The sequence below is a fragment of the Rhodococcus sp. ACT016 genome (genome assembly GCF_050477185.1).
In the GTDB taxonomy this organism is placed as follows: Bacteria; Actinomycetota; Actinomycetes; order Mycobacteriales; family Mycobacteriaceae; genus Prescottella.
The window spans coordinates 4,706,270-4,730,905 of sequence record NZ_JBEAET010000001.1 but is presented as its reverse complement, the minus strand read 5'-3'; the positions used below and the strand labels follow the sequence as shown (position 1 = coordinate 4,730,905).

General features: G+C 69.1%; 24 protein-coding genes. 18 read left to right on the top strand and 6 right to left on the bottom strand.

Annotated elements, in window-relative coordinates; translation table 11 throughout:
* Positions 1-2: 2 nt before the first annotated feature.
* From ACQ5DX_RS21640 to ACQ5DX_RS21630, 3 genes are all read right to left on the bottom strand, one after another.
* A complete protein-coding gene (locus tag ACQ5DX_RS21640; protein ID WP_430334532.1) occupies positions 3-926 on the bottom strand; it encodes a TIGR03619 family F420-dependent LLM class oxidoreductase in 924 nt (307 codons plus the stop codon).
* Positions 927-1,101: 175 nt separating this feature from the next.
* The gene (locus ACQ5DX_RS21635) at positions 1,102-1,584 is read right to left on the bottom strand and encodes a nuclear transport factor 2 family protein (protein WP_430334531.1); all 483 of its coding nucleotides are present in this window, start codon (positions 1,582-1,584) and stop codon (positions 1,102-1,104) included.
* Positions 1,584-3,248, bottom strand: a complete 1,665-nt coding sequence (locus tag ACQ5DX_RS21630; RefSeq protein WP_430334530.1) for a class I adenylate-forming enzyme family protein — start codon at positions 3,246-3,248, stop codon at positions 1,584-1,586. Before ACQ5DX_RS21630 ends, ACQ5DX_RS21635 begins: the two co-directional genes overlap by 1 nt.
* A gap of 366 nt (positions 3,249-3,614) precedes the next feature.
* Here ACQ5DX_RS21630 and ACQ5DX_RS21625 point away from each other — a divergent pair, with 366 nt between their 5' ends.
* The 8 genes from ACQ5DX_RS21625 (at position 3,615) to ACQ5DX_RS21590 (ending at position 12,094) form a co-directional block, all read left to right on the top strand.
* Positions 3,615-5,255 carry an AMP-binding protein gene (locus ACQ5DX_RS21625; protein ID WP_430335767.1) on the top strand — a complete coding sequence of 547 codons (1,641 nt, stop codon included), beginning with the start codon at positions 3,615-3,617 and terminating at the stop codon, positions 5,253-5,255.
* Between the two features lies 1 nt (position 5,256).
* Complete coding sequence (locus ACQ5DX_RS21620) at positions 5,257-6,102, top strand: SDR family NAD(P)-dependent oxidoreductase (RefSeq protein ID WP_430334529.1); 846 nt, start codon at positions 5,257-5,259, stop codon at positions 6,100-6,102.
* 231 nt (positions 6,103-6,333) lie between these two features.
* On the top strand, positions 6,334-7,500 hold the full coding sequence (locus tag ACQ5DX_RS21615) for an acyl-CoA dehydrogenase family protein (protein ID WP_430334528.1): 1,167 nt from the start codon (positions 6,334-6,336) through the stop codon (positions 7,498-7,500).
* Positions 7,497-8,504 (top strand): bifunctional MaoC family dehydratase N-terminal/OB-fold nucleic acid binding domain-containing protein, encoded by a 1,008-nt coding sequence (locus tag ACQ5DX_RS21610; RefSeq protein ID WP_430334527.1) that lies wholly within the window; start codon positions 7,497-7,499, stop codon positions 8,502-8,504. Before ACQ5DX_RS21615 ends, ACQ5DX_RS21610 begins: the two co-directional genes overlap by 4 nt.
* Entirely contained in the window at positions 8,504-9,616 is a 1,113-nt protein-coding gene (locus ACQ5DX_RS21605; protein ID WP_430334526.1) for an acyl-CoA dehydrogenase family protein, read from the top strand. Before ACQ5DX_RS21610 ends, ACQ5DX_RS21605 begins: the two co-directional genes overlap by 1 nt.
* A complete protein-coding gene (locus ACQ5DX_RS21600) occupies positions 9,613-10,059 on the top strand; it encodes a MaoC family dehydratase (protein ID WP_430334525.1) in 447 nt (148 codons plus the stop codon). The genes ACQ5DX_RS21605 and ACQ5DX_RS21600 overlap by 4 nt, the downstream gene beginning before the upstream one ends.
* Positions 10,059-11,237, top strand: coding sequence for a lipid-transfer protein (locus ACQ5DX_RS21595; protein WP_430334524.1), 1,179 nt, complete (start codon positions 10,059-10,061; stop codon positions 11,235-11,237). Before ACQ5DX_RS21600 ends, ACQ5DX_RS21595 begins: the two co-directional genes overlap by 1 nt.
* Before the next feature lie 41 nt (positions 11,238-11,278).
* Positions 11,279-12,094 carry a MaoC/PaaZ C-terminal domain-containing protein gene (locus tag ACQ5DX_RS21590; protein ID WP_430334523.1) on the top strand — a complete coding sequence of 272 codons (816 nt, stop codon included), beginning with the start codon at positions 11,279-11,281 and terminating at the stop codon, positions 12,092-12,094.
* Positions 12,095-12,217: 123 nt separating this feature from the next.
* On the opposite strand, the gene ACQ5DX_RS21585 is transcribed toward ACQ5DX_RS21590, so the two are convergent.
* Entirely contained in the window at positions 12,218-12,994 is a 777-nt protein-coding gene (locus ACQ5DX_RS21585; RefSeq protein WP_430334522.1) for an SDR family oxidoreductase, read from the bottom strand.
* A gap of 181 nt (positions 12,995-13,175) precedes the next feature.
* Here ACQ5DX_RS21585 and ACQ5DX_RS21580 point away from each other — a divergent pair, with 181 nt between their 5' ends.
* From ACQ5DX_RS21580 to ACQ5DX_RS21570, 3 genes are all read left to right on the top strand, one after another.
* On the top strand, positions 13,176-13,937 hold the full coding sequence (locus ACQ5DX_RS21580) for an SDR family NAD(P)-dependent oxidoreductase (RefSeq protein WP_430334521.1): 762 nt from the start codon (positions 13,176-13,178) through the stop codon (positions 13,935-13,937).
* 11 nt (positions 13,938-13,948) lie between these two features.
* Positions 13,949-14,908 (top strand): 2-hydroxyacid dehydrogenase, encoded by a 960-nt coding sequence (locus tag ACQ5DX_RS21575; protein WP_430334520.1) that lies wholly within the window; start codon positions 13,949-13,951, stop codon positions 14,906-14,908.
* A 113-nt stretch (positions 14,909-15,021) separates the two neighbouring features.
* Positions 15,022-15,768, top strand: a complete 747-nt coding sequence (locus ACQ5DX_RS21570; RefSeq protein WP_430334519.1) for an IclR family transcriptional regulator — start codon at positions 15,022-15,024, stop codon at positions 15,766-15,768.
* Here the strand turns inward: ACQ5DX_RS21570 and ACQ5DX_RS21565 are convergent.
* Positions 15,731-16,987 carry a multidrug effflux MFS transporter gene (locus ACQ5DX_RS21565; RefSeq protein WP_430334518.1) on the bottom strand — a complete coding sequence of 419 codons (1,257 nt, stop codon included), beginning with the start codon at positions 16,985-16,987 and terminating at the stop codon, positions 15,731-15,733. The genes ACQ5DX_RS21570 and ACQ5DX_RS21565 overlap by 38 nt on opposite strands.
* On the bottom strand, positions 16,984-17,835 hold the full coding sequence (locus tag ACQ5DX_RS21560; protein WP_430334517.1) for an alpha/beta fold hydrolase: 852 nt from the start codon (positions 17,833-17,835) through the stop codon (positions 16,984-16,986). The genes ACQ5DX_RS21565 and ACQ5DX_RS21560 overlap by 4 nt, the downstream gene beginning before the upstream one ends.
* Positions 17,836-17,937: 102 nt before the next feature.
* On the opposite strand from ACQ5DX_RS21560, the gene ACQ5DX_RS21555 reads away from it, so the two are divergent.
* The 7 genes from ACQ5DX_RS21555 (at position 17,938) to ACQ5DX_RS21525 (ending at position 24,600) form a co-directional block, all read left to right on the top strand.
* Complete coding sequence (locus tag ACQ5DX_RS21555; RefSeq protein ID WP_430334516.1) at positions 17,938-18,423, top strand: hypothetical protein; 486 nt, start codon at positions 17,938-17,940, stop codon at positions 18,421-18,423.
* Positions 18,420-18,839, top strand: coding sequence for an acyl dehydratase (locus tag ACQ5DX_RS21550; protein ID WP_430334515.1), 420 nt, complete (start codon positions 18,420-18,422; stop codon positions 18,837-18,839). Before ACQ5DX_RS21555 ends, ACQ5DX_RS21550 begins: the two co-directional genes overlap by 4 nt.
* Positions 18,840-18,919: 80 nt before the next feature.
* Entirely contained in the window at positions 18,920-20,215 is a 1,296-nt protein-coding gene (locus ACQ5DX_RS21545) for an aromatic ring-hydroxylating oxygenase subunit alpha (RefSeq protein WP_430334514.1), read from the top strand.
* A gap of 124 nt (positions 20,216-20,339) precedes the next feature.
* The gene (locus ACQ5DX_RS21540; protein WP_430334513.1) at positions 20,340-21,710 is read left to right on the top strand and encodes a M20 family metallopeptidase; all 1,371 of its coding nucleotides are present in this window, start codon (positions 20,340-20,342) and stop codon (positions 21,708-21,710) included.
* Positions 21,710-22,663 (top strand): catechol 1,2-dioxygenase, encoded by a 954-nt coding sequence (locus tag ACQ5DX_RS21535; protein ID WP_430334512.1) that lies wholly within the window; start codon positions 21,710-21,712, stop codon positions 22,661-22,663. Before ACQ5DX_RS21540 ends, ACQ5DX_RS21535 begins: the two co-directional genes overlap by 1 nt.
* 35 nt (positions 22,664-22,698) lie before the next feature.
* On the top strand, positions 22,699-23,571 hold the full coding sequence (locus ACQ5DX_RS21530) for an alpha/beta fold hydrolase (protein WP_430334511.1): 873 nt from the start codon (positions 22,699-22,701) through the stop codon (positions 23,569-23,571).
* A gap of 81 nt (positions 23,572-23,652) precedes the next feature.
* Positions 23,653-24,600, top strand: a complete 948-nt coding sequence (locus ACQ5DX_RS21525; protein ID WP_430334510.1) for a 2-hydroxyacid dehydrogenase — start codon at positions 23,653-23,655, stop codon at positions 24,598-24,600.
* Positions 24,601-24,636 lie beyond the last annotated feature (36 nt).

Below are 24,636 nucleotides of genomic sequence, written 5' to 3'. Positions count from 1 at the left end.
CGTCATCGTCTCGCCTCCGCAGTGTTCTCGATCTCGGCCTTCAGTCCTACCGCCCAGTCGATCAACTCCTGAACCTCTTCTCCCACTGTGCAGAAAGTTGCGGGTCGGAACACTGCGACGGTTGCGCCGGCCGCATGCCACGCCAGGGTCTTGTCGGCGGTGGCGTCGAGGTCGACGGTGCCGTCGGCGCGGCGTTGCGGCGACACCGACACCTGCACGATCGGGGAGTGCGGGTCGCGACCGTGCGCCTCGAAGGTGTCACGGAGGAGAGCGACGCTGTCCGAGAAGGTCTGCATGTCAGCGGGATTGACCGTCCACCCGTCGGCGACGCGGGCGATGCGCTCGAAGTTGCGCCGGCTCGGGCCGAATCCGAAGATCACCGGCACCCGGTCCTGGACCGGGAACGGCCGGGCGTGGAAGTCCTCGAACGAGTATTCGCGGCCTCGGAAGGTGGCCGGAGCCTCGGTCCACAGCTCGCGGCACGCGCGCACCGTGTCCTCCATGCGGCCGAACCGGGCATCGAACGGCATGTTGGTGGCCGTGTACTCGGCCTCCTGCCAGCCGACACCCATGCCGATCGCGGCCCGGCCGTCGGACAGTCGGTCCAGGGTGGCGATCTGCTTGGCCAGCAGCACCGGCGGCCGCACCGTCGCGATGAGGACGGACACGTTGAGCAGTGCCCGCTCCGTGACGGCGGCGACGGACGACAGCAACGACAGCGGCTCGTACCAGTCGTGGTCGATCGGGAACGGGAAGTTGTGTGTGCGAACCCTGTCCGCGTGGGCGGCCGCGTTGAAGCCGATGTGATCCCCGGTGGAGATCATGTCGACACCCGCGCGGTCCGCCGCCGCGGCCAGGTCGAGCACCGGGCGGATCCGTCCGGCGTAGAGGTTCTCGGCTCCGAGAATGTTCAGACCGACCTGCATGGTGCTCCTGTTCTGCGGCTACGCGTTCGGCAGCCCGCTTGTCGTCGTGAGCTCGTCGACCACGAACTGAATGGTCTTGGACATGTCGGCCACGCCCGGAGCCCGCACGTCGAGCAGGGCTACAGCTGTGTACACGGATACTTCCTCATCGAGATCGACTGGAGGGGCACGATTCTCACAGGGCGCGCTGGGCGTGCTCGCTGAGGTTCCCGACCAGATCGATGCAGGTGAGTCGCTGCGTGAACACCCACTCACCGTCGCGGACGGCGAAGGCGTCGAAATAGCGCCCCGCCAGGATCGGCTGCAGAGGAAGGTTTTCCGTGGCCTGGAGCACCGTGAAGTACGAGTGGGACGTGGCGGTGCGGCAGTCGTCGGCGACATCGACCCGGAGGTTGGTGACGACGTGCTTGGTCCGCGGCCGCGGCGGTGTGCCGTGCATCTGGATGAAGCTGCGGCACGCGTCCAGCACGCCGGCGGGGTCGGAGTCCCGCACCGGCCCCAGCGGCGTCCCGGCACCGTCGCACTGCCCGTACACCGCGTGCGCGAACAGATCCGCGACCTCCTCCAACCGCGCCTCGTCGATCAGGTGCGTGTAGAGGTGGGAGAGGTCGCGGATCGTCTCGACGGCACCGAGGCGTTCGACCGTCCAGGCGGCCATCAGACGTGGATCTCTCGGCGGACCATCTTGCCGGTCGCGTTGCGCGGCAACAGATCGCTGGTGATGCGCCACTTCGTGGGCACCTTGAAGTACGACAGGCGCTCGGCCGCGAACTCCCGCAGTTCCTCCTCGGTGACGGTCTCGCCGGGGACCACCACGACCACGGCAGAGACCTCCTGGCCCAGGTCGGGGTGCGGGGAGCCGATGACCGCGCACTCCTGCACCGCCGGGTGCTCGTCGAGGGTCTGCTCGATCTCCGTCGGGTAGACGTTCTCGCCGCCGCGCAGGATCAGGTCCGAGCGACGTCCGGTGAGGCGCAGGCGCCCGTTCTCGACGACGCCGTAGTCGCCGGTGCGCAGCCAGCGGTCCGAGGTGATCGAGTTTGCCGTCGCGTCGGGGTCGTTCCAGTAGCCGAGCATGACGAACGGGCTGCGCACGCACACCTCGCCCTCCATGCCGTCGGGCAGCCACTCGCCGAACGGGTCGCGGATCTCCATGCTCACCATGATGATCGGGCGGCCCAGCGTGCCCGGGTACTCCTCGAGTTCGGCCGAGGTGGCCACGGCGATCGCGGTGCTGCACTCGGTGAGCCCGTAGCTGTCGACGAGCGCGTTGCGGGCAAACGGAACCTGTTCACGCAGACGGTCTTTGAACGCGACCGACGACGGCGCCGACGCGAGCGAGAACGCCGTCAGCGACGACAGGTCGTACTTGTCGAGGTTGCCGTGCTCGAGCAGGCGCGAGGCCATCGTCGGGACGGCACCCCAGTTGGTCACCCGCTCGCGCTCGATGAGGCTGAGGATCCTGTCGACGTCGAACGAGCCCTGGTTGATGACCAGTGCGCCGCCCATCGCGAGGCGCGGTACCGCCAAGTTGTGCAGGCTCGCGATGTGGAACAGCGGGGAGGTGAGCAGGTCGCGCATGTGGGTCGGCACGTTCGGATCGAACGGCTTGCCCGTGAACGCAGCCATGATCGCGCCGTTGTAGCGGTGGTAGTCGACGACGGCCAGCAGGTTGCGGTGCGAGTGCAGCGCGCCCTTGGGGCGACCGCTCGTTCCGGACGTGAAGAGGATGACGGACGGATCGTCCTCGTCCACCTCGACGGCGGGGCGGTTCGCGCCGGCGAACTCGGCGAACAGTCGGGGGAGATCCTCCTCCATCGTCAGCACCGTGACGCCGGTGGTGTCGACGTCGGTGAGGCCGGCCGCGCGCTTGGCGTCGACGATCAGGACCTTGGGCGTGCTGTGCTGCAGGCCGAACTCGATCTCGCGGGGAACCCACCATCCGTTGAGCCCGACGGTGATGGCGCCGAGCGCCTGCGTCGCCCAGAACGAGGTGACCCACTCGGGGGTGTTGGCGGCGAGAATCGCGACACGGTCGCCCTTCGACACGCCGTACCGCTCCTGCAGGGCCGCTGCCAGCGCGTAGGCGTCGGCGGCGTGCTGCGTGTAGGACACCCGGCGATCCTCGGTGACGAGGTAGTCGCGGTCGCCCCACTTGACGGACTCGGCCAGCAGATCGCCTACGGCCTTGTTCCGGTTCTTCATCACCGGCATGCGGGTGCCGAGGACCTCTTCCTCGACGATCTCGAACGGTCCGCCGGAGCCGGTGAGACGGGACATGACCTGATCCAGGAGCAGTTGCGGATCTGCGGGGGCAGTCATGAGTGACCTTTCATCCATGTCACAGTGTCATTCCTGTCACCAGCTGCTGGTGAACGCCCAGGTCCCGACCTCGGAACGTGGGATGTGACGGGTTTCTCACCGCAATTTCTCACGTCGCGAAGCTTCTGCGGGGGGAGTTACCACTCAGCGAGACTAACGGTGATCCGCGCGACAGCCCAGGGCTACTTTTCGCCGAAGAACGCTGCCCGAGGGGTGGGACGGACCATGCAGTACAACCGCATGGTCGGTTTCACTGTGTGAACCTCGGTTCCGGTCACCATGCCGGAACTTCGGACAGTCATTTGGACCGCGCCCACCGGCGCCTCGACAGGAGAGAATGAGTTGGAACGCACCACGATTGCCGAGATGCTGCTCGATCGCGTCGGCGACGAGCACCTCGGTCTCCGCACCCGCGAGCAGGACTGGACGTGGGACGAGGTCGTCCGCGAGAGCGCCGCGTGCGGTGACCTGGCCCGGTCGCTCCGTGTCGACGGGCCGTTCCACATCGGCGTCCTGCTCGAGAATGTGCCGGAGTTCCTGTTCTGGCTCGGTGGCGCCGCCCTGACGGGCGCGACGATCGTCGGCATCAACCCGACCCGCGGTGCCGCCGAGCTCGAGGCCGAGATCCGTTACGTCGACTGCCAGCTGATCGTCACGGACGCCGCCGGCATGGAGAAGCTGAAGGGTCTCGATCTCGGCCTGGCCGAGGATCGGTTCATCCTCGTCGACGCCCCCGACTACCGGGAGCGGATCGACGCCCACCGCGTCGAGCCGGCTATGACCGACGGCATCGACGAGTTCAGCCTGTTCCTGCTGCTGTTCACGTCCGGCACCACCGGAATGTCCAAGGGCGTCAAGTGCAGTCAGGGGCGCCTGTCGCGGCTGGCGTACGCCAACACCAAGAAGTACGGCCACAAGCGCGACGACGTCGACTACTGCCCCATGCCGCTGTTCCACGGCAACGCGCTCATGGCGCTGTGGGCTCCGGCGCTCGCGAACGGCGCCACCGTCTGCCTGCCCGAGGCACGCAAGTTCTCCGCGTCCGGCTTCCTGCCCGACGTGAAGTTCTTCGGCGCCACGTTCTTCACGTACGTCGGCAAGGCCCTGGCCTACCTGATGGCGACGCCCGAGCAGCCCGACGACAAGGACAACAAGCTCGAGCGCGGCTTCGGCACCGAGGCGTCGCCCGAGGACAAGGTCGAGTTCGTGCGCCGGTTCGGGGCCGAACTGTTCGAGGGTTACGGATCGTCGGAGGGCGCCGGCTCGGTCAAGCTCGACCCGGAGGCGCCGGAGGCCGCGCTCGGTCGTCCCGCGCACGCCGGCATCGCCATCGTGAACCCGGAGACGCGCGAGGAGTGCGTGCACGCGATCCTCGACGAGCACGGACGGGTGCTGAACCCGGACGAGGCCATCGGCGAGATGATCAACAAGGAGGGTGCGCGCGCGTTCGAGGGCTACTACAAGAACGACGCCGCCGACGCCGACCGCATCAAGCACGGCTGGTACTGGACCGGCGACCTCGGCTACATCGACGAGGCGGGCTTCATCTACTTCGCCGGCCGCAAGGGTGACTGGATCCGCGTCGACGGCGAGAACACGTCGGCGCTGATGATCGAGCGCGTGCTCCGTCGTCACCCCGAGGTCATTGCGACGGGTGTGTACGCGATCCCGGACTCGCGCTCGGGCGACCAGGTGATGGCCGCGATCGAGGTCGAGTCGCTCGACGGCTTCGACGCCGTCAAGTTCGCCGAATACCTGGCCGGCCAGGACGATCTCGGCACCAAGGCGACCCCCCGCTTCGTGCGGGTGTCCACCAACCTGCCGATCACCGGCTCCAACAAGGTCCTCAAGCGCGAGTTGCAGGCCGAGCTGTGGCGCACCGACGAGCCCGTGTACCGCTGGGAGGGTCGCGGCGAGCCGGTCTACAAGCAGATGACCGACGAGGACAAGGCCGCGCTCGAGGCCGAGTTCGTGTCGTTCGGCCGCCAGCGTTTCCTGGGCGTGTGAGATGACGACCCGCAAGGTCGCCCTCGTCACGGGCGCGAGCCGCGGAATCGGGCGCGAGATCGCTCTCGCGTTCGCGCGCAAGGGTTTCGACGTCGCGATCACGGCGCGCACCGTCCGCGAAGGGGAGGGGGCCGTCACGCCCCGCACCCGCGCGGAGGGTGACGCGCTCATCGCGGTGCCCGGCAGCCTCGAGACGACGGCCGCCGAGATCGAGTCGCTCGGTGTCCGGGCGATGCCGATCCAGATGGACCTGCTCGACGTGGAATCGGTGGTCGGTGCGGCCGACGAGGTGCTGCGCGTGTGCGGTCGAATCGACGTCCTCGTCAACAACGCCTACGCGCAGACGGCCGGTCACATGGAGCGCATCCTCGACCTTCGCCTCGACGACGCCGAGGTCATGGTGCGCGGCAACTACCTGAACCAGCTCGCGCTGATCCAGCGGGTGCTGCCGTCGATGGTCGAGAACGGCGACGGGGTGATCGTCGATCTCGTGTCCGGGTCGGCGACCACCGATCCGCCGGCCGCGCCCGGGGAGGGTGGCTGGGGCGTGGCGTACGCCGCCTCCAAGGCGTCGTTCGGGCGGCTCGCCGGTGCGGTCAACGCCGAGTACCGGGGCCGCGGCATCCGCGCGTTCAACCTCAGCCCCGGCTTCGTCGTCACCGAGTCCGGCAAGGCCCGCGGTGGCACCGAGAAGATCGAGGACGCCGGGTTCGACTCGGTTCCGGCGACGGTTCCGGCCGACGCCGCGGTGTGGCTCGCGACCGCACCGGAGGCCGAGCGCTTCCTCGGCCGGGTGGTCTGGGCGCCCAAGCTGGTGAGTGATTTGGTGGATCGGACCGCGAACTGACGGTCGGATCGTCCGGATCCGACGAGATCAGGGCTTGATCGGAACGTCGTGGGCTGGTCTGATCGAATTCGGGTCCGGACGATTCCCGCTGGGCGAGACGTGCGCCCCGGCAGGTCGGCACGCTGGCTAGCGTCCGGAAACAACGCAGGCAGACAGTCGTCACCCGAGGCGGCTGTCTGCTTTGTTCGATGGCGTCGATTGTCAGTCGTTTGTTGTTAGGGAGAATTAACGATGGATTTGAGGGAATCCCCCGAACAGCTCGCGCTCCGCAAGGAGCTGCGTGCGTACTTCGCGGCGCTGTTGCCCGAGGAGAAGCGCCGCAAAGCCGGCGAGGAGGGCGTGGGCGGCCAGTACTTCCGCGAGGTCGTCAAGCTGCTCGGCAAGGATGGCTGGCTGGGCATCGGCTGGCCCAAGGAGTACGGCGGACAGGGCCGCTCCATCGAGGAGCAGTTCGTGTTCTTCGACGAGGTGCAGCGCGCCGGTCTGCCGTTCCCGTTCGTCACGGTCAACACCGTCGGCCCGACGCTGATGAAGTACGGCACCGAGGAGCAGAAGGAACGCTTCCTGCCGGGCATCCTGGCGGGCGACATCGTCTTCGCGATCGGCTACACCGAGCCCGAGGCCGGCACCGACCTTGCGTCGCTCAAGACCCGCGCGGTCGCCGACGGCGAGGACTTCGTCGTCGACGGCAACAAGATCTTCACGTCCGGCGCCAACACCGCCGACTACGTGTGGCTCGCGTGCCGCACCGATCCGGAGGCCCCCAAGCACAAGGGCATCTCGATCCTGGTGGTCCCCACCGACGACCCGGGCTTCTCGTGGTCGCCGATCCCGACCGTCGGCGGCCTCATGGTCACCTCGACGTACTACAGCGGCATCCGGATTCCGCAGAAGGACGTCATCGGGCAGGTCAACGGTGGCTGGCAGCTGATCGCCGCGCAGCTCAACCACGAGCGCATCGGCCTCGCCGCGATCGGCGGCCGCACCTACGGCCTGTGGCACCAGGTCCTGGACTGGGCCAAGGAGAACGGTGCCATCGAGATCCCGTGGGTGCAGCAGGAATTCGCGCGCACGCACGCGAAGCTCGAGGCGATGCGCCTGCTGAACTGGAAGATGACGGCCGCCGTCGCGGCAGACACGCTCTCCGGTGCGGACGCCGGCGCCACCAAGGCGTACGGCACCGAGACCCACATCGACGTGTACCGCACGCTGCTCGGCATCCTCGGCGCCGCGGGCCGCATCCGCCCCGAATCCCCGGGCGCGCTGCTGGCCGGCCAGATCGAGCAGATCTCCCGCCAGGGCATGGTCAACACGTTCGGCGGCGGCGTCAACGAGGTCCTGCGCGACATGGTCGGCACGATGGGCCTGGGCCTCGCGCGTGAGAAGAGGGTCAAGTGAGCGAATTCCTCACCAAGCTCAAGGCATTCGAGGGTCAGGTCCTGACGCCTACGACGTGGGGTCCGGACGAGGTCAACACCCCGATGATCCGCCACTGGGTCGAGACGATGGGCGACACCAGCCCGATCTACCTCGACGCCGAGGCCGCCCGCGCCACCGGTCGGGACGGCGCCGTCGCACCCGCGCTCATGGCGCAGGTGTGGACGATGCGCACCTTCAACGACAAGATGGCCAACAACGATCCGTCGCAGGTGTGGACCGATCTGATCGCCACGCTCGACGACGAGGGCTTCACGTCCGTCGTCGCGACCGACTCGGATTTCGAGTTCTTCGTGGAACTGCGCCCCGGCGACCGGGTTTCGCTCACCGAGGTGATCGAGGACATCTCCGAGGAGAAGAAGACGGGCCTCGGTACCGGCCACTTCGTCACGACGCTCAAGACCTACCGCCGCGGCGGTGCCGCGAATGGACACAGTGGTGACGACGAGGTCGTCGCAACGCAGCGCTGGCGGACCCTGCGGTTCAAGCCGAAGGGCAGCGAGAAGGTCGCCGAGAAGCCGGCGGAGAAGGCAGAGAAGTCGTCGGGACCGATCCCGGGCCTGCGTCCGCGTCCGGCGCTCAACGTCGACAACGCCTTCTGGTTCGAGGCCGCCAAGGAGCACCGTCTGGTCATCCAGCGTTGCACCAACTGCGGCGTGCTGCGCCACCCCACGGGACCGATGTGCGGTGCGTGCCAGTCGCTCGACTGGGACACCGTCGACGCCTCGGGCCGTGGCACCGTCTACAGCTTCGTCGTCAACCACCACCCGCAGATCCCCGGATTCGAGTACCCGCTCATCGTGGCGACGGTCGAACTCGAAGAGGGCACCCGCCTGATCGCGAACATGACCGGCATCGCGCCGGAGGACGTCGAGATCGACATGCCGGTGGAACTGGACTGGATCGACGCCGACCCGGATCTGACGCTGCCCGCGTTCCGGCCGGCCGCACGGGAGGACTCCTGATGGACTTCAACTTCAGCGAAGAGCAAGAGGCGATTCGCAACCTAGCCGACGAGGTCTTCACCAGCAAGGCCGACATCGACCGCGTCAAGCAGGTCGAACTGAGCGACGAGCGCATCGACCGCGATCTGTGGCGCGAACTCGCGAACACGGGCCTGCTCGGCATCGCACTGCCCGAGGATCTCGGCGGCGGCGGCATGGGCCTGCCCGAGCTGTACGTGCTGCTCGAGCAGCAGGGCCGCCACGTCGCGCCCGTGCCGATCTGGCAGTCGGCCCTCGCGGCCCTCGCGGTCGCCGAGTTCGGCACCGACGCGCAGCGCACCGCGCTGGTCCCGGGTGTCGCCGAGGGCAGCAGCTTCCTGACGATCGGTCTGGAGGAGTTCGGTCCGTACGTGGAGGGCGACCCGCAGACCACCGCCACCGAGGCCGGCGGCCAGTGGACTCTGACCGGCGCCAAGGCCGTCGTCCCGATCACCCACGTCGCGGACCGCGCGATCGTCTCGGCGACCACGCCGACCGGTGCGGCGCTGTTCGTCGTCGATCTCGCCGCCGCCGGTGTCTCGGTGGAGCAGACGCAGTCCACCAACTGGGAGATCTGCGGCAACGTCACCTTCGAGTCGGCTCCCGCGGAGCTGCTCGGCCCCGCGGACGGCACCACCGCGCAGTGGCTGCAGGGCCGCGTCGAGCTCGCTCTCGCCGCGATCCAGCTCGGTGTCGGCTCGGGTGCGGTCCAGCAGGCCGTCACGTACCTCAACGGCCGCCAGCAGTTCGGGCGCCCGCTCGCGACTTTCCAGGCCGTCAACCACCAGCTCGCCGACTGCTACATCGACCTGCAGGCGATGAGCGTGACCCTCTGGCAGGCCGCCCAGAACCTCGTCGACGGCACGGACGCCGGCACCTCGGTCCTGGTCGCGAAGTGGTGGGCCACCGACGGCGGCCAGCGCATCGTGCACCGCACCACGCACCTCCACGGCGGCATGGGTGTCGACACCGACTACCCGGTGCACCGGCACCTGCTGTGGGGCAAGCAGATCGGCGCCACCCTCGGTGGTTCGGCGTCCGATCTCGCGCGCCTCGGTGCGCAGCTCGCCGCCGGTGTCGAGGTGGTCGGATGACCACCACGATCGAGTTGACGGGCCGCAGCTACGACGACATCACGGTCGGCGAGGCGCTCCCCGAACTGGCGATCCCGCTGACCCGCACCCTGATCGTGTCCACCGCGATCGCGACGCGTGACTTCCAGGACGTGCACCACGATCCGGAGCTGGCGCGCGAGCGCGGGTCGAAGGACGTGTTCATGAACATCCTGACCAGCAACGGGCTGGCGGGGCGGTTCGTGACCGACTGGGCAGGACCGTTCGCGACGGTGCGCCGCGTGAAGATCCGCCTCGGTGCCCCGAACTACCCGGGCGACACCATGACGATGACGGGCGAGGTGGTCTCCAAGGAGAACGGCCTCGTCGAGGTGAAGGTCGTGGGCGCGAACAGCCTCGGCAACCACCTGTCCGGCACCGTCACCGTCGCCTACCCGGCCGCTAGCGAAGGGAAGGACGCCTGATGGCAGTCAGCCCGCTCTCGGGTGCCGCCGCGATCGTCGGCATCGGCGCCACCGAGTTCTCGAAGAAGTCCGGCCGTTCCGAGCTGCAGCTCGCGTGCGAGGCGGTCACCGCCGCGCTCGCCGACGCCGGTATCGAACCGTCCGAGGTCGACGGTCTGACCACCTTCACGATGGAGACCAACGGCGAGATCCTCGTCGCCCGCAACTGCGGGCTGGGGGAGCTCAAGTTCTTCTCCCGGATCGGCTACGGCGGCGGCGCGGCATGCGCGTCGGTGCAGCAGGCAGCGATGGCCGTCGCGACCGGCGTCGCCGACGTCGTGGTGGTCTACCGTGCGTTCAACGAACGCTCCGGTATGCGCTTCGGCCTGGGCCAGCACGACCGCCCGATGGACTCGACCGCTGACCGCGCAGCCTACGCGTGGCTGACCCCGCAGGGACTGGCGACTCCCGCCCAGTGGGTCGCGATGTTCGCTCGGCGGTACATGCACCAGTACGGTGCCACGAGTGAGGATTTCGGTCGGGTTGCAGTCGTGGCGCGCAAGCACGCCGCGAACAACCCCGCCGCGTGGTTCTACGGCAAGCCGATCACGCTCGAGGACCATCAGAACTCCCGATGGATCGCCGAGCCGCTGCACCTGCTCGACTGCTGCCAGGAGACCGACGGCGGCCAGGCCCTCGTCATCGTCTCGGCCGAGCGCGCCAAGACTCTGCGCAACAAGCCCGCGATCATCAAGGGTGCCGCGCAGGGTTCCGGCAAGGACCAGCACATGATGACGAGCTACTACCGTCCCGACATCACCGGCATCCCGGAGATGGGTCTGGTCGGCCGCCAGCTCTACGCGCAGGCCGGTCTGACGCCGGACGACATCAATGCGGCGATCCTCTACGACCACTTCACTCCTCTGGTGCTCCCGCAGCTCGAGGAACTTGGTTTCTGCCGTCCCGGCGAGGCCAAGGACTTCATCCGCGAGGGCAATCTGGAGATCGGTGGACGGCTGCCGAGCAACACGCACGGCGGTCAGGTCGGTGAGGCGTACCTGCACGGCGTCAACGGCATCGCGGAGGCGGTCCGGTTGGTGCGTGGGACGTCCACCAACCAGCCCGAGGGTGTCGAGAACGTGCTCGTCACGGCGGGAACCGCGGTTCCCACCAGCGGCCTGATTCTCGGCGCCGCCTGACCCGGCAGTAGCCGATACAAGAAGCCCTGGAAGGACTAAGAATGACGGCAGTGGAGCAGAAGCCGGCCGGCGCCTGGCGTGGGGTCGACCTCGGCACCCGCACGGTGAGCTACGACGAGCGCGACGCGATCCTCTACGCGCTCGCCGTGGGTGCGAAGGCCGCCGACCTGGACCTCGTCATGGAGGACCGGCTGCGTGTGCTGCCGACGTTCGCGCTGACCCTGGCCCAGTGGGCCCCCGACGAGCTGGGGCAGCGCGGTGCCTTCGACATGAAGACCGCGCTGCACGGCTCGCAGGAGCTGAAGGTGCTCGCGCCGCTGCCCCGCAGCGGTGAGGTCACGCTCAAGGCCAGCGTCGGCGAGGTCTGGGACAAGGGCGCCGCGGCGGTGTTCGAGGTCAAGGTCGAGTGCGAGTACTTCGTGGCGACCTGGTCCCTGTTCGCGCCCGGCGCAGGCGGATTCGGTGGCGAGCGCGGCCCGTCCAAGCCGCCGGCGCCGGAGGGCGAGGCCAACGTGACGGCCGAGCTCGAGACCGCGCTGAACGTGGCCGCGCTGTACCGGCTCACCGGCGACCGCCATCACATCCACATCGATCCGGCGGCCGCCGCCGGCATCGGCCAGCCGCGTCCGATCATGCACGGCCTGTGCACGCTCGCCGCATCGACGCTGCCGCTCGCCAAGGAACTCGGCGTGCATCCGGCCGACCTGACCGAGTTGCAGGGCCGCTTCGCCGCTCCGATGTTCCCCGGTGACACCGCGGAGCTGAAGGGCTGGGGCGACGCCGCGGGTCTGTCGTTCGAACTCGTCCGTGAGGGCAAGCCGGCCATCTCCGGCGGCTACGTGGCCTTCGCCAAGTAACCCCCTCCGCAGACCGAATGTCACACGCGTTCAGTCCAACTGAACGTGTGTGACATTCGGCCGAACTTCAGCTGCGGGAGCGCTCGACACAATCGCGCTCCCGCAGCTGTTTTCATTTCGGGCTCAGCTGACCTGCGTCGCCATGTAGCGCGCCGGGTACTCGCCGCCGCCGTGGACCGCCAGGTCGGCGCCGTTCACGTACGACGACAGGTCGCTGCCCAGGAACAGGCACGCCTTCGCGATGTCCGACGGCACCGCCATGCGCTCCATCGGGAGGGTGCGGGTGACCGCGGCGCCGCCGTCCTCGCCGTAGACCGACGCCGCCGCCTCGGTACGGATCAGGCCCGTGGTGATGTGGTTGACGCGCACCTTCGGCGCCCATTCGAGCGCGAGTGCCTTGGTGAGGCCGAGGAGCCCGGCCTTCGCTGCGGTGTAGGCCGCGGTGCCCGGCTGCGGCTGGTGCGCCGAAACGCTGCCGATGTTCACAATGGCACCACCCGTCTCCTGTTCGCGCATCACGAGATTCGCGGCCTGCGCCATGTAGGCCGGCGCCAGCAGGTTGAGTGCGACGATCTTCTCGACGAAGCGCGGCGACACGGTGGCCGCGTCGGCGTCGGGGGAGCCGCCGGCATTGTTGACCAGCACATCCAGGCGCCCGAAACGGTCGACGGCATCCTGCATCAGGGCGGTCGCATCGGCGGGATCGCGGACGTCCACCGCTCGGAAGGCGGCGCTGCGGCCGTCCACGGTCGGCAGGGCCTCGGGCTCGTTGCGGGCGCACACCAGCACGTCGGCTCCCGCCTGCAGGAAGTGCTCGGCGATGGCGAAGCCGATGCCCTTGGTGCCGCCGGTGACGACCACTGCGCGACCGGAGAAGTCGATCGGGTTGGGGTAGTTCATGCGAACTGCCTTTCTGTCGTGTCGGAGCGCCGGACGCCACGAGGATCCCTGGTGCCCAGAAGTTTTCGTCACCAATTTCGCGAAAACACCACGCTCAAGCAAATGCTTGGTTGAGAATAGTCGACTGGAGGTCTGTCACACCAGGTCTTCCCAGTTCACGAGACTTCGAGAGCGAGTACACATGGGCAATCTCGACGGCAAGATCGCGCTCATCACGGGCGCCGGTCAGGGTATCGGTCAGGGCATCGCGCACGCGTTGGCCAAGGAGGGCGCGTCGATCGCCGTCTCCGGCCGGACCGAGTCGAAGCTGGTCACGACGGTCGAGCAGATCGAGGCCTACGGGGGCAAGGCGTTAGCCGTCCCCTGCGACGTCAGCAGCGCCGACGACATCGATGCCGTCGTCGCGCGCACCGTCGAGCATTTCGGCGGGGTCGACATCCTGGTGAACAACGCCAACGACTGCAAGCCCGGGCCGCTGTTGTCCGTCACCGACGAGGACTTCGAGCGTTCGTTCGCGACCGGGCCGCTCGCGACGCTGCGCCTCATGCGGGCGTGCTACCCGTCGATGAAGGAGCGTGGCGGCGGGTCGATCATCAATCTCGTGACGTCGGCCGCGGTCCGATGGGATGCGAGCAACTACGGCGCGTACGCCGCGACCAAGGAGGGCATGCGCGCACTGACCCGCGCCGCCGCGTGCGAATGGGGTGTGGACGGTATTCGCGTCAACGCGATTGCACCGCACGCTCTCTCGCCCGCACTCGAGTGGTGGATCAACGAGTACCCCGAGGAGGCCGAGGAGTTCAAGGCCGGAATCCCGTTGCGCCGCATCGGCGATCCCGAGAGCGACATCGGCCGCGCTGTCGTGTTCCTGGTCAGCAGCGACGCCGGCTATCTCAGCGGTGCCACCATCCCGCTCGACGGTGGCCAGTCCCGCTGGGGCTGACGGCAATGGACGTGGGCATCGACCGGAACCGGATCCTGGTGCTCACCGCGGATCCGGCGATCGAACGGGCGGTGCGCGACGCCGTCGAAGTCGGATCCATCGTCCGTCCGGGCGCCCGCACTGCCTCGGCGGTGCGGGCACTGCTGCCCGAGGTCGACATCGTCGTGGCGGACTGGAGCGGGCAGTTGCCCCTCGGTGCGGCCGAGGCCGCGCTGGGTGGGCATCTGCGTCTGATCCAGCAGCCCGGCGTCGGTATCGCCTACATCGACGTCGATGCGTGGTCGGAAGTCGGTGTCCCGGTGGCGAACACGCCCGGCGGGAATGCGGCGTCGGTCGCCGAGTGGGCGGTGGCGGCCGCCGCGAACCTGTGCCGTTCGATCGGGTGGGCGGACGCCGAGATGCGGTCCGGGCGGTGGCCGCAGACGTCGATCCGGCAGCGGGACTGCCGCGACCTGGGCGAGCGGCGAGTCGGGCTGGTCGGGTTCGGCGACATCAACCGGCGCTGCGCGGCGCTTTTCCAGGCGTTCGGGTGCGAGGTCGCGTACACCTCCCGGCGCCCGATCCAGAACTCCGCGCTGCGTCACCTCGCGCTCGACGATCTCCTCGCGGAATCGGACGTCGTGGTGGTGGCGGCTCCGCTCACGGCCGAGACGCGGGGCCTGATCGGCGCCCGCGAACTGGCGTTGCTGCCTCGGGAGGCGTTGGTGATCAACGTGGCTCGTGGACCGGTGGTCGACGAGGTCGCGGTCGCCGACGCGATCCGGTCCGGAGCGGTGGCCGGCGCGGCGCTGGACGTCTTCGCCCGCGAACCGCTCGAGGCGGACAGTCCGCTGTTCGGCCTCGACAACGTGCTGCTGAGTCCACACATCGCGGGCGGCAGTTCGACGGCCTTGGCCCGGATGTTCGAGATGACGGCCGACAACGTGGCGCGGGTGTGCCGCGGCGAGGCTCCGCTGTGGACGGTCGGCTGACCCGCCCGCGGTACTTCCGCGGCCGCTGGTATTGAAACGAACATTTGACCGATTCTGGGTAGGCTCTGCGAACCGGTCCCGCTGAACGGGACGGCGATCGTAGGAGGCACCTGATGATGACATCGCTGCTGGGCAAGGTGCGCCTGCTGCTGGAGTCCTTCGATGCCGAGTCGGGATCGCTGTCGCTCACCGAACTCTCGCGGCGCAGTGGGGTCGCCAAGGCCACGGTGCACCGGCTCGCGGCCGAGATGGTCGAACTGGGGTTGCTCGAACGAGTGGGCACCGACTACCGGCTGGGGCTGAGACTGTTCGAACTGGGGCAACTCGTCCCGACCCAGCGGATCCTGCGCGACGCCGCGCTCCCGTTCCTGCAGGAACTGCACGCGATCACCCGGGAGACGGTGCACCTGGCGATCCGTGACGGCCTCGACGTGCTGTACATCGACAAGATCACCGGGCACGGCTCGGTGGACCTGCCGTCCCGCATCGCCGGCCGACTGCCCCTCGAGGTCACCGCCACCGGCAAGGTGCTGCTCGCCTTCGCGCCGACCTGCGTGTTCGACCAGGTCGTCGCGCGGGGCATCGCCAAGTTCACGCATCGCACGGTGGGGTCGGCGGCGATGCTCCGCCGGCAGCTCGAGCGTGCCCGCAGCGAAGCGATGTCGGTCGAGGCCGAGGAGGTCCGCCTCGGGACGGCCAGCGCGGCGGTCCCGATCTTCTCCGGGGGATCCACCGTCGCGGGGGCGATCAGCGTCTCCACGAGCACGGCCCGGATGAACGTCGCACGGATCTCGGGACCACTGCAGACCGCGGGTCAGGGTGTCAGCCGCGCGCTGTACGAGATCGCGCGGACGGCCTGACGATCGTCCCGAGGGCGAGCAGCGCGAACACCGCCGACCCGGTCATCGCGACCGCGATGGCCGACGACGTGTTCCCCAGCAGCCCGACGATCGGCGCGATGACGGCCGCCGCTCCGAACTGCGCGAATCCCACCAGCGCCGACGCGGTGCCCGCGGCCTCGCCGTGGCGCGACAGGGCCAGCGCCGGGGCGTTCGGCATCACGAACCCCGTGGCGCACAGCAAAGCCAGAACGGGCAGCGCGAAGCCGAGGAACCCGCCGGTCCCGGTCGCGGCGAGGGCGATCGCGACGACGCCGACCACGGTGCTCGCGGCGAGCGACGACAGACATATTCCCAGCGGCGTCCAGCGGTTCAGCAGCACGACGTTGAGCTGGGACGCGCCGATCAGCACGACGGCACCCGCGGCGAACGCGAAGCCGTAGACGCCGGGTGCCAGCTCGAACTGCTCCTGCATCACGAACGACGAACCGGCGATGTAGGCCCAGAGCACGGCCCGGCCCAGCCCGCACACCAGCACGAGCACCATGAAGTGTCCGTCGCGAGCGAGTGTCGCGTACGTGCGGAGCACCGGTGCGATGCCCCGGCCGACCCTGGCCGACGGAGGCAGCGTCTCGGGCATCGCGATGCCGCCGAGCAGCATCATGACGAGCCCGAGCGCGGCGAGCACGAGGAACACCCCATGCCACGAGACCGCCGTCAGCAGGACGCCGCCGATCGACGGCGCCAGGATCGGGGCCACACCCATGACGAGCATCAGCCGCGACATGACGACGGCGGCGTCGCGGCCGTCGAACAGATCGCGGACGACGGCCATCGCGATCACGCCGGTCGCCGCGGCGCCGAGGCCCTGCAGCGCGCGCAGCGCGCCGAGCACCGCGATCGACGGCGCGAACCAGCAGGCCAGGGACGCCGCGACGTGCAGCGAGGTGCCGATGACGAGGGGGCGCCGACGTCCGAAGACGTCGGAGAGCGGACCGATCACCAACTGGCCCAGGGCCAGACCGAGCAGGGTCCCGGTGAGCGTGAGCTGTACGGCCGCGTCCGACGTCAGGAAGTCCTCGGTGATCGCGGGCAGCGCCGGGAGGTACATGTCCACCGTGAACGGCCCGAGGGCGGTGAGCAGTCCGAGGATCACGACCAGTCGGATCCGGCTCCCGCCCTCGGGCGCGGCGACACGAACGTCCTCGCTGGTCGTGTCGGCGGGCGCGTCGGCTGTCACGGATGCTGCTGGTTCAGGAACCCGGTCACCACGGTGTAGTAGTCGTGCGGCCGCTCCTCCTGCAGGTGATGCGACGCCTTGTCCATCACGTACAGGTGGCCGTGCTCGATCATCCGGGCCAGCATGAGCGGGTAGTCGGGGGTGAGGAACGCGTCGTGCATGCCCCACGCGAAAAGCACCGGCGCCTGGATCATTCCGAGCTCGGCGGTGAGGTCCTGCCAGTCGCCGCGCGGGTTGTCCGACGCCGCGGCGAGGGCCATCTCGTCGGGGTCGAGGCTCTGCTCGTAGCGCATGTCGAGGGTCTCCTCGGGCAGGCGCTCGCCGTCGTACCACTCGAGCTTGGTGATGAGCTGACGCATCTTCTCGCGCGTCGGCCCCTCGCCGCCGTAGTAGACGTCGCGGGCGTTGCGCCCCCGCCGACCGTCCTCGGGCAGCGGCGCGAGCGGACCGTAGAAGACCGGCATGCTGCCCGTGATCACCAGCGAGCGCACCCGGTCCGGGTACTTGGCCGCCAGGTTCAGGGCGATGGTGCCGCCCCACGAGTTGCACACGAAGTCGGCGCGGTCGATGCCGAGCTCGTCGAGCAGGGCCACCACCTTGGCGGCGTGGAAGTCCCACATCGGACCGGTGATCGTGCACTTGTCGGACAGCCCGTACTGCAGGATGTCGACGAGGATCGCGCGGCGGTCCTGCGCGAACAGGGGCGCGACGGGGCCGAAGTCGGACCACGCGGTGCAGCCGGGTCCGCCGCCGTGCAGGAAGATCGTGGGCGCGCCCTCGCCGAGGTCGTGGTAGTGGAACTTCACGCCGGCTGCGGTGGCGTACAAGCTGTTCGGTCGATTCGTCATGTGCATACCTGACCCGATCGCCTCGCGGGCGAAAAGGATTGCGGTCCGTCTGGTGGTCCCGGTCTGTGGCCGCGCAGGTGGTGCCGCCCCTAGCGTCGCCGCATGAGCACTCCACTGGACACCGTCCACGAGCGGGTGTCGGCGACGATCGGCACCCGCGAACACCGGGATCTCGGGTCGATCCGTCCCGACGAGACGGTCGCCTTCGCGCGCGCGTGCGCCGAAGACGATCCCCGCTACCTCGAACCGGATCGCCCGGACTTCGCGGTGCATCCCCTGTACGTGCCCAGCCTCCTCCGCGGGCCCAGCGGTGCCGACGACGACGTCTACCGCCCCGACGGGATGTTCGCCGACGAGGTGCCGGGAACGTCGGGTCTCGACGTCCGGCTGATGGCGGGCGGGCAGGACATCGAATTCCACCGGGGCCCGCCGCTCGGCGAACACATCGATGTCGATCGCACGGTCGACCGCGTCGAGTGGAAGGGGCGGAGCGACGCGCGCTTCCTGTTGATCACCGTCGTCAAGACCTACCGCGCGTCCGCGGCCGGTGCCCTGGCGACCGTCACGGAGAGGTTCATCGTCCGATGAGCGGACAGCCGAAAGTGCACGCGGTCGGTGACGAGATCGAACCCGTTGTCCTGCAAACGGACCCGGTGCGGGTGTTGCGGTTCGGGGCCGCCACGCACAACGCGCACCGCATCCACTACGACACCGCGTACGCGCACACCGAAGGGCTTGCGGACCGGGTCGTGATGGCGCAGTTGCACGGCACGCTGTTCTTCCGCGCCGCGGCGCGATACGCCGGCGATCCGGACGCGGTGTCGTCGGTCGGCTGGCGCAACCGTGCGCCCGCGTACGTGGGAACCACCCTGACCGTGACCGGATCGGTGCGCGAGATCCGCGGCGGCCGGGTTGTCCTCGACCTCGAGGAGCGGTCCGCCGACGGCACGGTGTGCGCCGTCGGTGAGGCCACTGTGGTCCCGCCGGTGAACCCGGTCTGCTGAGCGAACCGGATCCGTTGGAAGGGCGACCGAGTCGTCGGAAGATCTGCGTACCAAAAGATCTCGTGTCGAGAGGACTTCACATGACTGGTGTCGAGGCGCCGGACGCCACGCAGGCGCTCCCGGAGAGGCCGCGCGCGGCCGGTCGGCAGGACTGGACGGCGTGGCCCCGATACAACGAGGCCGGCAGCGGCTACCGGGGCTACTGGTACCCGGTGACGTGGTCCGGCCACATCACCAAGGATCCCAAGAGCTACACGATCTGCGGCGAGAAGCTCGCGATCATCCGTGACAGCGGCAAAGCCTATGCGCTGCACGACCGTTGCCCGCACCGTGGGGTCCCGCTGTCGGAGGGTGACCAGCAGTTCCCGGGCACCGTCAGCTGCCCGTACCACGGCTGGACGTTCCGGCTGACCGATGGCAAGCTCGCCGCCGTCATCACCGACGGACCCGACTCGAAGATCTGCGGCAAGCTCTCCGTCCGGACGTACTCCGTCGAGGAGCGGCTCGGTCTGGTGTGGGTGTACATCCCCATCGCGGACGAGCCCGCGCCCCCGATCGACGAACAGCTGCCCCGCGAGCTGGTCGAGAACGAGGGCATCGTCGGCGGTCGCATCCAACCGCGCGGTGGCAACTGGCGATTTGCGTGCGAGAACGGGTTCGACGAGGGGCACGCCAAGTACCTGCACCGCACCGCGTTGTGGCGCCTGTTCAAGCCGATGCCCACGTGGAACATCACCAGCATCGTGCCCGAGGGCCGGTGGCTCTACCGCGTGCAGGAGGAGGTGTACTGGGAGGCGGACTTCCCGGGCGTCGGCAAGTGGTCGAACAAGCGCTGGTGGAAGAAGAAGCCCGACGAGACCCAGATCTCGCAGATCGGAAACGTCGGCGCGGGTCTGAAGGTCAACCCGGTGATCGAGGCCCAGAAGTTCCCGGGCTTCGCGTCGCTGTCGATGCCCGGCGTGCTGCGCATCGCGTACCCGAACTTCATCCACTACGAGTTCTACGTCCCGGTCGACGAGGACAACCACCAGTACGTGGGACTCATGGTCAACTTCGTGACCGGTGTGAAGAAGCTCGGCTTCTACGCCAAGTACCTCGGTGCGATCCGCTGGCTGTTCCACGGCCAGTTCTCGGGCCAGGACGAGTGGATGGTCCGCGTGACGGACGCACCCCCGGAGAAGTTGTACCGCCCCGACATCTCGCTCACCGCGTGGCGCAATCTCGCGGAGGAGGAGTACACGGAGAAGATCGCCGCCGCGGTGGCGCACACTCCGGCGCCGCCGGCGCGTCCGGTACGCGAGCGACGTCGCGCCACCCCCACCGCCGAATCGGACGGTGCCGCAGCGGCACCCCGAACCCCGGCCGCTTCCGACTAGAGGAGAAGACGATGCTCAAGACTCTCGTCAGCGTGACGTTCGGCGCCCTCCTGGCCGCCGGTGCGCCGGTGGCCTGGCGGATGATCGCCGCACGCAGCAACACCCAGGTACACCAGGTCAACTCGTGACCGCGGACGCCGCCGCGTCCGTCCGCCCGGGTGGTCTCCGCGACCCGCTCGCGGGCCTCGACGAGACCCGCAGGCGCTGGACGGAGCGGGCGTGGGCGCACGTGGATCAGGGTCGGCTGCGGGACCTCGTCGTGGGACTGGTCGACATCGTCAGCCCCACCGGCGACGAGGCGCCACTCGCCCGACACATCGCCGACACTCTCTCCGACGCGGGCGTCGAGGCGCACACGATGTACCTCGACGATCGGCAGGCGAATTCGTGGGCCCGGGTACGCGGCGGCGGCACCGGCCCCGACCTGCTGCTGTACGCGCCGATCGACACCGTCACGAGCGGCAATGCGGAGGAGGACGTGCCGTGGGCCGCGGAGACGCTGCGCCCCGACCTGCGCGCCCGCGCCGTCGTCGACGGCGGCTACGTGATCGGACTCGGGGCGTCGAACCCGAAGGGGCACGCGGCATGCGTGATCGCGGCCGTCGAGGCGATCCGCGCGGCGGACATCCCGCTCACCGGCGACCTGCTCGCGGGCTTCGGGGCTGGCGGCATGCCCACCAATGCCCGTCCGGGCGTCGGTAATTCCCGGCGCAACACGGGTCAGGGCGTGGGCTGTTCGTTCCTCCTCGAACAGGGGGTGTGGGCCGACTTCGCGCTCATCGCCAAACCGGGGTGGACGGTGTCGTGGGAGGAGGTCGGGCTCGCGTGGTTCGAGATCACCGTGCACGGCAGCCACACCTACGTCGGCTCCCGACACCGCCTGCCCTACCGAAACCCGGTCGCGCTGGCCGGGGCGGTCGCGCAGCGCCTCGAGGACTGGTTCCCCGAGTACTCGAACCGGCACCGGGACGGTCTGGTGTTCCCGCAGGGCATGGTCGCGAACATCCGCGGCGGCTGGGAGCGCACCGCGTCCTTCACCCCGGGCCAGGTGCGGATGATGGTGGATCTGCGGCTGAGTCCGCGGACCACGCCGACGGCGGCCAAACGTGAACTGGCCGAGGCCGTGCGGGCGATCTCCGTCGACCTCGACGCACGGATCGACATCGAGCAGATCCTGGCGATCCCGGGAGAGGCGTCGGACGAGCAGATGTGGCTGTGCCGCAGCGCCATCGACGCGTGGGAGGCCTTCGAGGGCGGACCGCACCGCGAGGCCCGCGACGCCAGCGGCGCGACCGACGCCAACATCCTGCGCGGCCGGGGCATCCCGACGGTGCGGGTCGGGATGCCGAAGGTCGTGGACGCGCCGTTCGAGGTCGACTTCGCGATGGGCATGAACACCGTGGACCTGCGCGAGGCGGAACGCCTCACGCGCTACCTGATCCGGGTCGCCGTCGACACCGCCACCCGGTCACTCGAGGAAGTGGGGATCGACTGATGGCGAAACTGGTGCTGGGGGTCGGTGCATCGCACAGCACCCTCATGAACACCCACTGGGAGGAGACGACGCACAAGGCCGAGGCGGAACGCTTCCGCGACGCCCTGGGGGCCGCACGCGACCGCATCGCGGCCGCCCAGCCCGACGTGGTGATCCTGCTCGGCTCCAACCACTTCCGTGGGTTCTGGCTCGATCTCATCCCGCCGTTCACTCTGGGCGTCGGCGAGTGCAACGCCAGCGGGGAGTCGGGTACGCCGAAGGGGCCGCAGAACGTCGACGTCGACTTCGCGCGGCATCTGGCCGACGAGGTGGTGGGGAGCGGGAAGTTCGACCTGGCCTTTTCGGCCCGCCTGCAGATCGACCACGGTCAGTCGCACGCCATCCAGTACCTGCTGGCGGGACTCGACGTGCCGATCGTGCCGCTGGTCGTCAACGTCTTCGCGCCGCCGCTACCGACGTTCGAGCGGTGCGAGGGACTCGCTCTCGCGCTGCGTGACGCGATCGCGTCGTACCCCGCGGACACCCGGGTGGCCGTCATCGCCTCGGGCGGGCTGTCGCACCGCCTGCCGTGGCCGGACTGGCGCGACCCGCACGGCGAGGACGAGGACTTCATGGTCCAGGCCTGGCTCGACGGCCGCCAGAACTGGTCCGACTACGACGTGCGCCGACGGCAGATCATCCGTGCCGCCGAGGCTGCGATCTCGCCCGAGTTCGACGACCGGATCCTCGACCTGTTCGCGGTGGGCAAGGCCGACGAGCTGGCGCGCTACACCAGCGCGGACATCGAGACCGAGGCGGGCAACGGCGCCCAGGAACTGCGCACGTGGCTGATGATGGCCGCCATCATGGACTACATACCCGCAGAACGTCTTGCCTACGAGGCGATTCCGGAATGGCTCACCGGAATGGGCGTCGTGGTCCTGGACCCTGCCGCGGCGCCGGCGGCGCACTGACCTTCACTCCGATCTCTTCTGCAAAGGACACGCTCATGACAATCTGGAACGAACTGGCCGGCATCGACTTCGCGGTGAAGACCGTCGACGCCGCGGGCATTCCCACCCGATCGCTGCAGGCAGGATCCGGTGATGAAGCGGTGGTGTTCCTGCACGGCACCAGTGGTCACCTCGAGGCGTTCGCCCGGAACATCGCGGTGCACGCCGCGCAGTACGAGTGCCACGCGATCGACATGCTCGGCCACGGCTACACCGGAAAGCCGGACTACCCGTACGAGATTCCGCGCTACGTCGAGCATCTCGTGAACTACCTCGACGCCGTCGGACTGGACAAGGTCCATCTGGTGGGCGAGTCGCTCGGCGGTTGGGTCGCGGCGCACCTGGCGAGCGAGCAGCCCGAGCGGGTGCTGTCGCTGCAGCTGCTCGCGGCCGGCGGCACCGTCGCGAATCCGGAGATCATGGAGCGCATCCGCACCTCGACGACCAAGGCGGTGCAGAGCGACGACGTCGAGCTCACCCGGGCGCGGCTGCGGCTGCTCATGCACGACCCCGTCGACGCCACCGAGGAACTCGTCGAGGCGCGGCACCGGATCTACCACCAGCCGGACTTCGTCGCGAACATCCACAACCTGCTCTCGCTGCAGGACATGGAGACTCGCCAGCGCAACCTGCTGCGTCCGGATCGCCTCGCCCGCATCCAGGCGCCCACGCTGGTGGTGTGGGGTCACGAGAACCCGTTCGGTGACGTACCGGAGGCCAAGAAGATGGCCGAGGACATCCCCGGCGCGCAGCTGCAGCTGTACCCGGAGTGCGGGCACTGGCCGCAGCACGAGCAGGCGGCGCTGTACAACCCGCTGAGCCTCGAGTTCCTGGCGAAGGCGTCGGCGCAGGCGAAGAGCGTCGCCTGAGCCGCCTTCCCACAACCCAGTCCGTGAAGCCGGCCACGCGTCCTGCGTGGCCGGCTTCACGCTTCGAGAGGACGGTTCGTGATGCGGATACTGCTGTTGGCGCCGGACGACCAGGACGCCCTGGGGCGACGCCTGCGCGACGCGGCGCCACACGTCGAGATCGTGCGGCCGGTCGCCCGCACCCGGGCCGAGCTGCGCGCGCTGCTCCCCGCCGCTGACATCGTCGTGGGCGACTGGAGCGGTGAACTGCCCCTGGGCACAGCGGAAGCCGCGATCGGCGGTCATGTGCGGCTCGTCCAGCAGCCGGGTGTCGGCGTCAACTGGATCGACGTCGACGCGTGGCGGCGGGCCGGGGTGTCCGTTGCCAACACCCCCGGCGCGAACGCGGCCTCGGTCGCGGAATGGGCCGTGGTCGCTTCCGCGAGCCTCAGCCGCTCGATGGGATGGGCCCACGACCGCATCCGCGAGGGGCAGTGGCCGCAGGACCGGATCCTGGAACACGGCTGCCGCGACCTCGGCGATCGACGCGTCGGAATCGTCGGATTCGGTGACATCGGCAGGCGCTGCGCCGCACTGTTCGGGGCATTCGGCTGCGACGTCGCGTACACCGCGCAACGTCCGCAAGCCGACGCGTCCGCCCGGTACCTCGCACTCGACGACCTGCTCGCCGTGTCCGACGTCCTCGTGCTCGCGGTGCCGCTGACGGCGGCGACCCGCGGACTGGTCGGTGAGCGTGAACTCGCGCGGTTGCCCGAGGGCGCGATCGTCGTGAACGTCGCCCGCGGACCGGTCGTCGAGACGACCGCGCTGACGGCGGCACTGCGGACGGGGTGGTTGGGTGGCGCCGCGTTGGACGTCTTCGACGACGAACCGCTGGCGCCGGACAGCGATCTGCTCCGGCTCGATCGCGTCCTGCTCAGTCCGCACGTCGCCGGCGGCAGCGCCACCGCGCGCGAGCGAATCTATGCGATGACGGCACGCAACGTGGGACGCGTGTGCAACGGGCGTGAGCCCCACTGGACGCTCTGACCGGAGCCTCCGGAGGTTCTCGTGCGGCCGGTCGTC